12 protein-coding genes and 1 pseudogene are annotated in these 12,061 nt (G+C 75.3%); 12 read left to right on the top strand and 1 reads right to left on the bottom strand.

Annotated elements, in window-relative coordinates:
• Nucleotides 1-193 precede the first annotated feature (193 nt).
• The 6 genes from AB0I41_RS15580 to AB0I41_RS15555 all read left to right on the top strand — a co-directional run bounded on the left by AB0I41_RS15580 (nucleotide 194) and on the right by AB0I41_RS15555 (nucleotide 6,088).
• Complete coding sequence (locus AB0I41_RS15580; RefSeq protein ID WP_357107117.1) at nucleotides 194-904, top strand: SRPBCC family protein; 711 nt, start codon at nucleotides 194-196, stop codon at nucleotides 902-904.
• Nucleotides 897-1,301: a cupin domain-containing protein gene (locus tag AB0I41_RS15575; protein WP_357107114.1), complete on the top strand. Its 405-nt coding sequence runs from the start codon at nucleotides 897-899 to the stop codon at nucleotides 1,299-1,301. The genes AB0I41_RS15580 and AB0I41_RS15575 overlap by 8 nt, the downstream gene beginning before the upstream one ends.
• Nucleotides 1,298-2,566: a beta-ketoacyl-[acyl-carrier-protein] synthase family protein gene (locus tag AB0I41_RS15570; protein WP_357107111.1), complete on the top strand. Its 1,269-nt coding sequence runs from the start codon at nucleotides 1,298-1,300 to the stop codon at nucleotides 2,564-2,566. Before AB0I41_RS15575 ends, AB0I41_RS15570 begins: the two co-directional genes overlap by 4 nt.
• Before the next feature lie 34 nt (nucleotides 2,567-2,600).
• Nucleotides 2,601-3,851: a beta-ketoacyl synthase N-terminal-like domain-containing protein gene (locus AB0I41_RS15565; RefSeq protein ID WP_357107109.1), complete on the top strand. Its 1,251-nt coding sequence runs from the start codon at nucleotides 2,601-2,603 to the stop codon at nucleotides 3,849-3,851.
• A 97-nt stretch (nucleotides 3,852-3,948) separates the two neighbouring features.
• Nucleotides 3,949-4,269 carry a multidrug efflux SMR transporter gene (locus AB0I41_RS15560; protein WP_357107106.1) on the top strand — a complete coding sequence of 107 codons (321 nt, stop codon included), beginning with the start codon at nucleotides 3,949-3,951 and terminating at the stop codon, nucleotides 4,267-4,269.
• Nucleotides 4,270-4,696: 427 nt separating this feature from the next.
• Entirely contained in the window at nucleotides 4,697-6,088 is a 1,392-nt protein-coding gene (locus AB0I41_RS15555; RefSeq protein WP_357107104.1) for a class I adenylate-forming enzyme family protein, read from the top strand.
• Nucleotides 6,089-6,123: 35 nt separating this feature from the next.
• On the opposite strand, the gene AB0I41_RS15550 is transcribed toward AB0I41_RS15555, so the two are convergent.
• Nucleotides 6,124-6,789: a 4'-phosphopantetheinyl transferase superfamily protein gene (locus AB0I41_RS15550; protein WP_357107102.1), complete on the bottom strand. Its 666-nt coding sequence runs from the start codon at nucleotides 6,787-6,789 to the stop codon at nucleotides 6,124-6,126.
• 17 nt (nucleotides 6,790-6,806) lie between these two features.
• Here AB0I41_RS15550 and AB0I41_RS15545 point away from each other — a divergent pair, with 17 nt between their 5' ends.
• From AB0I41_RS15545 to AB0I41_RS15520, 6 genes and pseudogenes are all read left to right on the top strand, one after another.
• On the top strand, nucleotides 6,807-7,073 hold the full coding sequence (locus AB0I41_RS15545) for an acyl carrier protein (RefSeq protein ID WP_357107100.1): 267 nt from the start codon (nucleotides 6,807-6,809) through the stop codon (nucleotides 7,071-7,073).
• Nucleotides 7,073-7,318 (top strand): acyl carrier protein, encoded by a 246-nt coding sequence (locus AB0I41_RS15540; RefSeq protein WP_357107098.1) that lies wholly within the window; start codon nucleotides 7,073-7,075, stop codon nucleotides 7,316-7,318. The genes AB0I41_RS15545 and AB0I41_RS15540 overlap by 1 nt, the downstream gene beginning before the upstream one ends.
• Nucleotides 7,311-8,546, top strand: a pseudogene (locus tag AB0I41_RS15535) (beta-ketoacyl synthase N-terminal-like domain-containing protein); the annotation flags it as partial. The gene AB0I41_RS15540 and the pseudogene AB0I41_RS15535, both read left to right, overlap by 8 nt.
• Before the next feature lie 95 nt (nucleotides 8,547-8,641).
• Nucleotides 8,642-9,142, top strand: coding sequence for a beta-ketoacyl synthase chain length factor (locus AB0I41_RS15530; RefSeq protein ID WP_357107095.1), 501 nt, complete (start codon nucleotides 8,642-8,644; stop codon nucleotides 9,140-9,142).
• Nucleotides 9,139-10,755: a class I adenylate-forming enzyme family protein gene (locus AB0I41_RS15525; RefSeq protein ID WP_357107092.1), complete on the top strand. Its 1,617-nt coding sequence runs from the start codon at nucleotides 9,139-9,141 to the stop codon at nucleotides 10,753-10,755. Before AB0I41_RS15530 ends, AB0I41_RS15525 begins: the two co-directional genes overlap by 4 nt.
• Nucleotides 10,752-12,005, top strand: a complete 1,254-nt coding sequence (locus AB0I41_RS15520) for a beta-ketoacyl-[acyl-carrier-protein] synthase family protein (RefSeq protein WP_357107089.1) — start codon at nucleotides 10,752-10,754, stop codon at nucleotides 12,003-12,005. The genes AB0I41_RS15525 and AB0I41_RS15520 overlap by 4 nt, the downstream gene beginning before the upstream one ends.
• The last annotated feature ends 56 nt before the right edge of the window (nucleotides 12,006-12,061 follow it).

Here is a 12,061-nt window from a genome sequence, read left to right as displayed (position 1 = left end):
GGGCCGATGCGCCGGCGGCCCCGGCCGTGCCACCACCCGCGTCGGCCCCCGCCGCGCGTCCCGTCCCGGTGGGGTCCGTGCGCCCGGCGCGGCCCGCGGGGGCCGTCCCCGGCCCCCGCCCCACCGCCTGTCCGGTCGCCGCCACCGCCGCACCGACCACCGACCCGTCCTGACCGCATCCGAGGAGGACCCGATGACCGTCACCCACGGCCAGCCACTCACCACCGAGATCACCGACATCCTGGTGGCGCACTGCGGCCTGGACGCCGACGCGGCCGCCCGCGCGCCCGCCGCCTCCCTGGAGGAACTGGGCATGGACTCGCTGGCCCTGCTGGAACTCTCCGCCGTGGTGGCCGACCGGTGGCGGGTGCAGATCCCCGAGCAGGCCGGGCAGCTCAGCATCCCCGCCGTCGCCGACCTGGTCGCCCGCCGCTCCCAGCCGCCCGGCCACACCGAGAACAGCATCGTCATCGCCGCGCCCCTGCCGCTGGTCTGGGAGATGACCAACGACCTGGCCCGCTGGACCGAGCTGTTCACCGAGTACGCCGAAGTGGAGATCCTGCACCGCGACGGCGACACCGTCCGCTTCCGGCTCACCATGCACCCCGACGAGAACGGGATCGCCTGGAGCTGGGTCAGCGAACGCCACGCCGACCCGACCAGCCACCAGGTGCGGGCGCACCGGGTGGAGACCGGGCCGTTCGAGTACATGCGGATCCACTGGGCCTACACCGAGGAGCCCGAGGGCGTCCGGATGACCTGGGTGCAGGACTTCGCGATGAAGCCCACCGCGCCGGTGGACAACGCCGGGATGACCGCCCGGATCAACGCCAACAGCCGGGTGCAGCTGGCCGTCATCAAGGAACGCGTTGAGCGGGCGTACCCGGGAGGCGGCGATGAGTGAGACCGCCGGCGGGCTGGTCGCCGCCCGCGACGTGGCCGCCGACCGGCGGCGCGGCGGGGAGCTGCGGGTGCTGCTCGGCCCGAAGACCGTCGGCAGCACGTCGGGCTTCATGGGGGTGGCCGCGCTCGCGCCGGGCGAGCGGATCGCCGAGCACTACCACCCCTACAGCGAGGAGTTCCTGTACGTCGCGCGGGGCGCCATCACCGTCGACCTGGACGACGAGCCGGTGGCGATGGCGGCCGGCGAGGCGCTCTTCGTGCCCCGCAACGTCCGGCACCGGTTGCGCAACACCGGCGACGAGCCGGCCGAGGTGGTCTTCCACCTGGGTCCCCTGGCGCCCCGCCCGGAACTCGGCCACGTCGACACCGAACTGGTCGAGCAGCGGGGCGCGTCGTGACCGGGCGCCGCACGGTCGTCACCGGCGTCGGGGTGGTCGCGCCGGGCGGCGCCACCCGGGACAGCTTCTGGAAGACCATCACCGAGGGGCGTACGGCGACCCGGCGGATCACCTTCTTCGACCCGTCGCCGTTCCGCTCACAGATCGCGGCCGAGTGCGACTTCGACGCCGACGCCGCCGGGCTCACCCTCGCCGAGCGGCAGCGCGCCGACCGGTACGTGCAGTTCGCCCTGGCCTGCTCCACCGAGGCGCTCGCCGACAGCGGCCTGGAGCTCACCGACGCCGAACGGCAGGTGACCGGGGTGGTGCTCGGCACCGCGGTCGGCGGCACCATGGCCCTGGAGCAGGAGTACGTGCGGGTCAGCGACTCCGGCCGGCACTGGCTGGTCGACCATTCCCTCGGCGGGCCGTACCTCTATGCGGCCCTGGTGCCGAGCAGCCTGGCCGCCGACGTGGCCGTGCGGCACGGCCTGCACGGCCCCGCGCAGGTGATCTCCACCGGCTGCACCTCCGGCATCGACGCCATCGGGTACGCCCACCAGTTGATCGTCGACGGTGAGGCGGACGTGGTGCTGGCCGGCGCCGCCGACTCGCCCATCTCCCCGGTCACCGTCGCCTCGTTCGACGCGATCAAGGCGACCAGCCCGGACAACGACGACCCGGCGCACGCCTCCCGGCCGTTCGACGCCGACCGGCACGGCTTCGTCCTCGCCGAGGGGGCCGCGGTGCTGGTGCTGGAGGAGTGGGAACACGCCCGCCGGCGCGGCGCGCACGTCTACTGCGAGCTGGCCGGGTACGCCAGCCGCAGCAACGGCTTCCACATGACCGGCCTGCGTCCCGACGGGGTGGAGATGGCGCTGGCCATCAGCGACACGCTGCGGCAGGCGCGGCTGTCCCCGTCGGACGTCTCCTACATCAGCGCGCACGGCTCCGGCACCCGGCAGAACGACCGGCACGAGACGGCGGCGTTCAAGCGGGCGCTCGGCGAGGCCGCGTACGGGGTGCCGGTCAGCTCGATCAAGTCGATGGTCGGGCACTCGCTCGGCGCGATCGGCTCGATCGAGATGGCCGCCTGCGCCCTCGCGATCGAGTACGGCGTGGTGCCCCCCACCGCCAACTGGGCCACCCGGGACCCGGAGTGCGACCTGGACTACGTGCCCAACGTGGCCCGGGACACGCCGGTGGACGTGGCGCTGTCGGTGGGCAGCGGCTTCGGCGGCTTCCAGTCCGCGATGCTCTTCCGCCGACTGGCGGTGGCGGCGTGACCGGGCCGCGCACCCGACCGATGGCGGTGACCGGGTGAGCGCGCGGGCGGTGGTCACCGGCATCGGGGTGGTGGCGCCCAGCGGCATCGGCGTCGACGCGCACTGGCGCACGGTGCGCGACGGCACCCGCCGCACCGGCCCGATCACCCTGTTCGACCCGGCCGGCTACCCGACCCGGGTCGCCGGCGAGGTCACCGACTTCGACGCGGCCGGGTACGCCGACAACCGGCAGCTCGTGCAGACCGACCGGTGGACCCACCTCGGCTTCGCCGCCACCCGGCTGGCGCTGGCCGACGCCGGCCTGCCCGAGCGGGCCCCCGACCCGTACGGCTGGGCGGTCACCCTGGCCAGCTCGTCGGGGGGCAACCTGTTCGGGCAGCGGGAGCTGCAACGGCTCTGGGGTGGACCGACCCGCACCGTCGGGGCGTACCAGTCGATCGCCTGGTTCTACGCGGCCAGCGTCGGGCAGCTCTCCATCCACCACCAGTTCAAGGGGCCGTGCGGGGTGCTGGTCGCCGAGTCCGCCGGCGGTCTGGACAGCCTCGCCCACGCGGTGCGCACCGTGCGCCGGGGCACCCCCGTGGTGATCGCCGGGGCGACCGAGTGCCCGCTGAGCCCGTACGCGCTGGCCTGCCAGCTCCGCTCCGGGCTGCTCAGCGACGTCTCCGACCCGGAGGCGGCGTACCGGCCGTTCGACCGCTCCGCGAGCGGCTACGTGCCGGCCGAGGGCGGGGCGGTCTTCGTGGTGGAGGAGCTGGGCCACGCGCTGGCCCGGGGTGCCCGGATCTACGGCGAGGTCAGCGGCTGGGGGGCCACCCACGACGCCGCGCACACCGGCCCGGACGGCGCCGGCGACCCCGACCAGTACGCCCGGGCGATGCGGCTGGCCCTGGACCGGGCCGGCGTCGTCGCCGACGAGGTGGACGTGGTGCTGCCCGACGCGCTGGGCGTGCCCCGCTACGACCGCAGCGAGGCCGACGCGCTGCGCGCCGTCTTCGGCGACCGGCCGCCGCCGGTGAGCACCCAGAAGCCGCTGACCGGCCGGGCCCACCAGGGCGGATCCGCGCTGGACGTGGCCACCGCGCTGCTCGCCTTCCGGCACGACACGCTGCCCGCGTCGGCCGGGCCCCGGGAGCCGGCGCCCGGCTGCGAGCTGGACTTCCTGCGTACGCCCCGGCAGCCGCGCAGCCGGGTCGCCCTGGTGGCCGCGCGCGGCTTCGACGGGTTCAACAGCGCGCTGGTGCTGCGCGGCGCGCCACCGGCGCCGGGCGGAACAGGGGACTGAGCGGGGCGGAACTGACGCCCGGTCGCTGCGCTCCGCCAGCCACGCCCGGACCCCCGAGGCGGCCCACCGCCGAGCGGTGTGGCGGAGGATCGCGGGCATGGCGTACCTGTTCCTGCTGCTCGCGATCTCCGCCGAGGTGTTCGGCACCAGCCTGCTCAAGGCCACCGACGGATTCACCCGGCTCTGGCCGACCCTCGGTCTGTCCGGGTCGTACCTGGCGGCGTTCCTGCTGCTCGCCCTGGCGGTGCGGGACATCCCGGTCGGGGTGGCGTACGCCGTGTGGTCCGGGCTCGGCACCGCGGCGATCGTGGCCATCGGCGCGGTCTTCCTCGGTGAGCCGCTGAGCGTGACCAAGGTGGTCGGCGTCGGCCTGGTCATCGCCGGCGTGGTGGTGCTCAACCTCGGCGGCGCGCACTAGGACCCCGTCGGGTGTCCCTTCCTGCCCGTTGCTGTCCAAGATCGAGCCGAGCATGCGCCACCGCGCCGTTCTTTGAGGGGAGGGGGCGTCGCCGAAATGCCGTTGTGCGCGGTGGGGTTCCACACTGAGGCACACCGTCCGAACCGGGGATTGTCCTGTCAGGAGTGGCGAGGTCGGCCAGACCGGGGCAAAGCCCGACGCCGCCGCGCAGGGTGTCCCGGCCGGCGGTGTACCGGGCCGGCGTACGCGCCCGATCCTGCCTGTCCGATCGAGCGTCGGCAATCCGGCCAGCCGCCTTTTCTGATCTAACCATTTGCATCTAGCAATGGCTTTCCGGGCTGTCGTAGGGTTCCCGCAGCACCCCGAGAGACGCACCTGATGTGCGAATTCCTCCCTATTTGACGCTGGGCGGTGGGCGGCAGTGACCATGGATCGTCCGACGGAAAATCCTCCGGCGCCGGACCCGGGTTGGGTTGACGACGTGTTGTTGGCGGGCCGTCCGACCGAGGTTTGTCTCCGTCTGCCGGAGCCGGTCGACCGGGGCACCCTGCGCCGCCTGGTGGGCGAGGCGCAGGCCCGTCTCGCCGAGGCCGGACTGCGCCCCGGCGGGGCCACCGCGCTGCGGCTGCCGCCGTCGCTGGCGTACGTGGTGAACCTGCTGGCCACCTGGCGCACCGGCGCCCAGGCGGTGCTGCTCGACCACCGGCTCACCGACCACGAGGTGGACCGGGCGCTGGAACGGCTCACCCCGCAGGTGGTCGTCGCCCCGGTCCGCACCGGCGGCGGCGCGCTGCGGGTCTTCGTCGACGTCACCGAGGGCGTCACGGCGTACTCGGACGCCCCGGCCACCAGCGGGCACGCGGTGATCCAGCTCAGCTCCGGCTCGACCGGGCCGTCCAAGGTGATCGGCCGCACGGCCGAGGACCTGGTCGCCGAGGTGCGCCGCTACACGCGGATCGACGGGGTGGCGCTGCCCGGGGAGCGGATCATCCTGCTGCCGTCCATGGTGCACGTGCTCGGCCTGGTCGGCGGCCTGCTCTACGGCCTGCACGCCGGGGTGGAACTGGTCCCGCCGGAGCGGCTCGGCGGCGACGCCATCCTGGCCGCCATCGCTGCCCAGGACACCCCGGCCACCGTGCTCGGCGTGCCCTTCCACATCGGACTGCTCGCCTCCACCCGGCCGGACGGCCCGCTGCCGCAGTTCAAGCGGATGACCACCGGCGGGGAACTGGTCCCGGCCGCGACCGGGCAGGCGTTCGCCGACCGCTTCGGCGTCCCGCTGGGCAACATGTACGGGATGACCGAGGTCGGGGTGATCGGCACCGACCTGTACGGGTGGCACCGCCCGTCGATCGCGCCCGCCCCCGGCATCGAGGTCCGCGAGTCCGGCGGCGAGCTCTGGGTGAGCTGCCCGGCGTCGCCGTACGTGGGGCTCAGCGACCCGACCCGCTGGGCCGACGGCTGGCTGCACACCCGCGACGCCGGCACCGTCGACCCCGCGACGGGCCTGGTCACCGTCAAGGGCCGGCTCGACTCGCAGGTCTCCGTCGGCGGGATGAAGGTGGACCTCACCGAGGTCGAGGCCACCCTCACCGGGCTGCCCGGGGTGGCCGCCGCCGTGGTCGTCCACGACGAGGGCATCACCGCGTACGTGCAACCCGACGGCCCGCTGTCGGAGGAGATGCTGGACAAGCTGCTCGCCGAGCGGCTCGCCGGCTACAAGCGCCCCCGCACCCTGCACCTGGTCGACCAGTTGCCCCGCACCACCACCGGCAAGCTGGTCCGCTCCGTCACCGCGCTGCGGGCGGCGGCGCCGTGACCGGCCCACTCGGCGAGCACCCGGGGACCGGCCCGCTACTCGAACCGCACCGACACCTCGATCCGGGTGAGGGCGGCCCGGCGTACCGGATCCGCTCCGGAGCCCGGCCGCGCGACGGCGCGGCGGCCGCCGCCGACCGCGACGGCCAGCACCAGCCCGGCGTCGCACGACGGGTGTCCGACCCGGACGCCCGCCCGATCGGGCAGGGGGCGCAGCAGCTCGCGCGGATGGTCGGGCACCGGCATCCGGCGGCGCAGGCCGCCGGCGCGCAGGCCCCGGCCCAACGCCTTGCCGACCGCCTCCTTGGCCGTCCAGAGCAGCAGGAACGCCTCGACCCGGGCGGCGTCCGGCAGGTCGCCCAGCCAGGCCGCCTCCGGCGGGGCGTACCAGCGGTGGGCCAGCGCCAGGGCGGGCAACGGGCGAGGGCGCTCGACGTCCACGCCGACCGGCCCGGCCCGTCGGGCGGCGACCACCACCACCCCCTCGGCGTGGCTGACGCTGACCGGCAGCGACCCGGCGCCGGCCCGCACCCAGGGTCGCCCGTCGGGCCGGTGGCCCACCCCGACCTCCCGCTCCGCCCGGCCGAGCAGCGCGCACCCCGCCCGCCGCAGCAGCCGCCGCGCCACCTCCGGTCGATCGCCGGGGGCAGCGCTCACCCACACGTGCACGGTGTCCCGACCGGACACCGGTAGCTCGCCCACGAAGAAAGGTTAAAGCCATGCGAGACGAGGTCCGCACCTTCGTCATCGAGCAGCTCGAGGACATGAACTACGACGTCGAGGGGCTCGACGACGAGACCACCCTCGGCCCGTCCGGGGTCGACCTGGAGTCCCTCGCGCTGGCCGACCTGTCGGTGCGCGTCGAGGACCGGTACGGCCTGAAGTTCGCCGACGACGAGTCGGAGCAGCTGGCCCTGATGACGGTCGGGGAGTTCACCAGCATGGTCGCCGACCGGGTCGCCGGGTCGACCAGCGACAACCGCTGATGTCCGGTCAGCCCGGCCTGGGGCGAGCTGACCTGGTGAGCATGCTCGCCGAACTGACCGCGAAACCCGTCGACCAGGTGCCGCACCGGGTCGGCTCGATGGAACTCGCCTGGCTCGTGCACCTCGTCGAGCAGCGCTACGACCGGCGGCTGGACCTCACCGACGACCAGCTCGCCGGGATCCGCACCGTCGACGACGCCCTGGCGGTGTTCCACACCGCACTGACCAGCCCCGCAGATGGTTGAGCGGGAGCCCGTACCGATCGCCGGCGGGTACGCGGTCAGCGCCCTCGGCAGGGGCGCCGACGCGCAGCTCGCCGGGGTGCTCGCCGGCGCGCCGGCGTTCCGGCCGGTACGCCGCTTCGACACCACCGGCCGCCGGGTGACCGTCGCGGCCACCCTGCCCGACGTCGGGACGCTGCCGGAGGAACTGGCCGACGCGATCGACGCGGCCTGCCGGGTCGCCGGCCTGGACGTGGCGGCGCGGGCGGAGTCCGCGCTGCTGCTGGCCACCCACGGCGGGCCGCGGTCGCAACCCGGCGCCTTCGTCGACGATCGTCCGGCACCCGGACCCGATCGCTACGGGACCAGCCCCGGCGGCCGGCCGGCCGAGTCCGGGGCGATCGGCTGCGGGCCGACGGAGCGCGGACCGGCCGGGCACGGCGCCGAGGTCGAGGTTCCGGCGCTGGCCGGGCGGTTGGCGCGGCGGTGCGGCCTGGGCGGGCCGACCCGGATCTACACCAGCGCCTGCGTCTCGGCGAGCACGGCGGTGGCCGACGCCGCCACGATGATCCGCCGGGGCGACGTCGTACGGGTGGTGGTCGCCGCCGGCTACCTGGTCGAACCGGACCAGTTCGCGCTCTTCGACGCCGGCCGGGCGCTCGCCGCCGACGGGGCGGTACGCCCGTTCAGCGCCGGACGGCGGGGACTGCTGCTCGGTGACGGGGTGGCCGCGGTGGTGCTGGAATCCGCCGGGGCGGCCCGGAGCCGGGGTGCCGTGCCGGTCGCCACGGTCTGCGGTTGGGGCCGGGCCGGCGACGCGTACCACCCGTGCCAGCCGGACCCGGGCGGGCGGGGACTGGCCCGGGCGGTGCGGTCCGCCCTGCGGAAGGCGGGGCTGGACGCGGCGGCGGTGGGCTACGTCAACGCCAACGCCACCGGCACCGGGTTCAGCGACGCCTCCGAGGCGGCCGCGTTGCGGCTGGCTCTCGGCGACCTCGCCGACCGGGTGCCGGTCAGCTCGACCAAGTCGGTGCACGGGCACGCCCTGGAGGCTTCCGGCCTGCTCGAACTGGTGGTCACCGTGCAGGCGCTGCGGCACGGGAAACTGCCGGTCAACGCCGGCTGGCTCGGCCCCGACGAGGCCTGCCCGCTGGACGTGGTCCTCGACGCGCCCCGACCCGTCGGCACCCCGTACGCGCTCACCCTCAACGCCGCCTTCGGCGGCGCCAACACCGCCCTCCTGGTCGGTGCCCCTGACGCCTCGCGATCTTGCAGTTTGCGCCCCGGCAAACCGGGCAAGGCGGTTAATTCGCGGGCTGAAACTGCAAGATCGCGCGAGGCGGCGCCGTGAGCGCGGTGCTGGCCGAGGCGCGCTGGCCCGAGCCCGGCGACGGACCGCCGCCGGCGCTGCCCGGGTTCGTGCACTCGCCGTTCCATCCGCTGGTGGCGGCGGTCGCCGACCGGTGCCTGACCCGCCGGTACGGCACGCGCCCGGCGCCGGCGGGCACCCGCTGCGCGGTGGTGCTGGTCAGCGCCGCCGGTGACCGGCCGAGCGCCGCGCACGTGCGGGCCACGGTCGCCGCCGGTGGCCGGGTCGGGCCGCTGTTCTTCTTCCAGTCGGTGCCGAACAGCGTCGCCGGGCACGTCGCGGCGCGCTGGAGACTGGACGGCCCGGTGGTGTGCCTGAGCCCCACCGGTGACCCGCGCGCCGACGGCGCGGCCGAGGCGGACCTGCTGCGGTACGACGGCGACGCCGACGAGGCGTTGCTGGTCCTGATCGAAGAGGCACCCGACGGCACGCCCACCGGGGCGGTCGCGGTGCTGCTGGGGGGAGGAACGAGGCAATGAGGACGAAGGGACTGCGGGGCGCGCTCGCCGCCGACACCGAACTGGGCGCCGGCAACGTGCTCGCCCGGGTGCTGGCGCACGGTGCCGACCCGGAGGGACCGGGGTTGACCTTCGACACCCCGGTCGACGGGCACCCCGCCGAGCAGCCGCTCACCCTGGGCCGGCTCGACGAGCGGGTCGCCGCCCGGGCGGCCTGGCTGCACCAGCGCGGCGTCAAACCCCGCGACCCGATCGCGGTGTGGGCCACCGGCGCCGCCGACATGGTGCTCAGCTTCCTGGCGCTGACCCGGCTCGGCGCGATCCCCGCGCTGATGAACGGCAAGCTGCGCCCGGAGATCGCCGCCGAGTACATCCGCCGGCTGCGCGCCGCCGGGGTGCTCGCCGACGCCGCGCACACCGAGGCCCTCGCGGGGCACGACCTGGGCGCGCCGCTGCTCGGCCAGCCCGCCGAGGCCGGCACGGGCGACCCGGCCGCCGCGCCCCCGCATTACCGCCACCACGACGACGACCCGATCGTCATCACCCACACCTCCGGCACCACCGGGGTGCCGAAGGCGGTGCTGCACTCGCACGCCAGCCTCTTCGCCGCCACCCGGCACCTGCTGTCCATGCCGCAGGCGCAGGGCACCAGCCGGATCCTCAACGCGCTGCCCGCCCCGCACACCGCCACCGTGCTGATGGTCAACCAGGCGCTGGGCAACCGGGCGGAGATGCTGCTCCTGTCCGAGCAGGGCGGCGAGCGGGTGCTCGACGCGATCCAGCGCTGGCGCCCGGACGGGGTGTTCGGCTTCTCCGTCACCTGGGCGGAGCTGGCCCGCTTCGACCTGTCCGGGTACGACCTGGACTCGGTGCGGCTGTGGTTCAACACCGGCGACTGCTCGCACGAGCCGCACATACGACGCCTCGTCGCGGTCGGCTCCCGGGACGTGATGACCCGCGACGGGATCACCCGGGTGCCCGGCTCCGTGTTCATCGACGGGCTCGGCTCCAGCGAGATGGGGCACTCGATGTTCCATATCACCCACACCGCCCACACCGACCGGTACGGCCGCTGCGTCGGCCGCCCGTACCGGTTCGCGAACGTGGCGGTGCTCGACGCCGAGGGCAACGAGCTGCCCGCCGGCCAGGTGGGCTGGCTGGGCATCGACTCGCCCTCGCTGTTCCGCGGCTACTGGAACGACTCGGTCACCACGTACCGGTTCCGGCTGCGCGGCTGGTACCTCACCGGCGACCTGGTCCGCGCCGACGCCGAAGGCCGCTACCACCACCTGGACCGGGCCGTCGACTCGGTCGAGGTGGGTGACGGGCGGCGCTTCTTCACCGCACTGTCGGAGGAGCGGATCCTGGCCGCCTGCCCCGACGTCACCGACTGCACGGTGGTGATGGTCAAGGAGGGGGACGCGGTGGTCACCGAGGTGCTGCTCGAACTGGCCGCCGGCGCAGACCCGGGCGTCGACCGCACGGACGCGGTCCGCGCCGCGCTCGGGGAGGACGTCGGCGCGACCCTGCGCCGGGTGGTGCCGGTCGCCTCCGCCGACCTCCCGGTCACCGTCACCGGCAAGGTACGCAAGGTGGCGCTGCGCGAGCGCTACCTCACCGAGACGCCGTCATGACCGCCGTCATCACCGGGATGGGGCTGTTCAGCCCCGTCGGGCGGGGCGTGGCGGCCACCTTCGACGCGCTGACCACCGGGAAGTCCGGGCTGGCCCGGCCGCCCGAGGGGCACCCCGCCCGGGAGTCGCTGGAGGTCGCCGGGCTGCTGCCGCCGGTCGACCCGCGTACGGTCGTCTCCGGCCCGGAGACCAGGGTGCTCGACCGGATCGTGGTGCTGGCGCTGCTCACCGCCGCCGACGCGCTCGCCGACGCCGGCATCGAGGTCGGTCGGGACGTCGACCCGGAGCGGATCGGCGTGATCGTCGGCGGGGTGGGCGGCATGTCCACGCTGGAGACGCAGGTGGTGGCGCGCGCCGCCCGGGGGCGGGCGGCGGTCAGCCCGTACCTGCTGACCGGGATCCTGCCGAACATGCCGTCGGCGCGGATCGCCATCGCCCACGGCATTCGCGGCTACAGCTCGGCGGTGGGAACGGCGTGCGCCTCCGGCGCCCAGTCGGTCGCCGACGCGGTCCGGCTGATCCGGGCCGGCGAGGCCGACGTGGTGCTCTGCGGGGCCAGCGAGGCGCCGCTGTTCCCGACCTTCGCCGACACCTTCGGCAACGCCCGGGCGCTGGCCCGTGGCTGGGCGGACCCGACCGAGGCGAGCCGGCCGTTCGACACCCGGCGCAACGGCTTCGTCCTCGCCGAGGGGGCGGCGCTGGTGGTGCTGGAACGCGCCGAGCACGCCGCGGCGCGCGGCGCCACCGCGTACGCCGAGGTGGCCGGCTACGGCGCCACCACCGACGCGTACCACCCGACCGCGCCCCGGCCCGACGGCGCGGGGGCAGCCGAGTGCATGCGGCGGGCGCTGGCCGGCGCCGGGGTGACCGCCGCGGACGTCGGCTACGTCAACGCGCACGGCACCGGCACCAAGCTCGGCGACATCGCCGAGACCACCGCGCTGGCCCGGGTCTTCGGCGTCGGCGGGGTGCCGGTCAGCTCCACCAAGGCGCTCACCGGGCACCTGCTCGGCGCGTCCGGGGTGGTGGAGGCGGCGGCCTGCGCGCTGGCCCTCGGCGCCGGGCTGCTGCCGCCGACGTACCACCTCGACGACCCGGACCCGGACTGCCCGGCGGACCACATCCGCGTCGAGCCCCGGTCCACCGGGACGGACTTCGCGCTGACCAACTCGTTCGGCTTCGGCGGTCAGAACGTCAGCCTGCTGCTGCGGCGCACCGCCGGGGCGCGGGCTGCCGGGCCGGACAGGTGAGCGGCGCTCCAACCCGGGCGGTACGCGCCCGGACAGCGGTCACGGGGGCACATGGG

Origin of the sequence: Micromonospora sp. NPDC050200 (genome assembly GCF_040656135.1) — a bacterium.
Taxonomy (GTDB): Bacteria; Actinomycetota; Actinomycetes; order Mycobacteriales; family Micromonosporaceae; genus Micromonospora.
The sequence above is the reverse complement of the archived record's forward strand: the minus strand, read 5'-3'. Positions and strand labels throughout refer to the sequence as shown.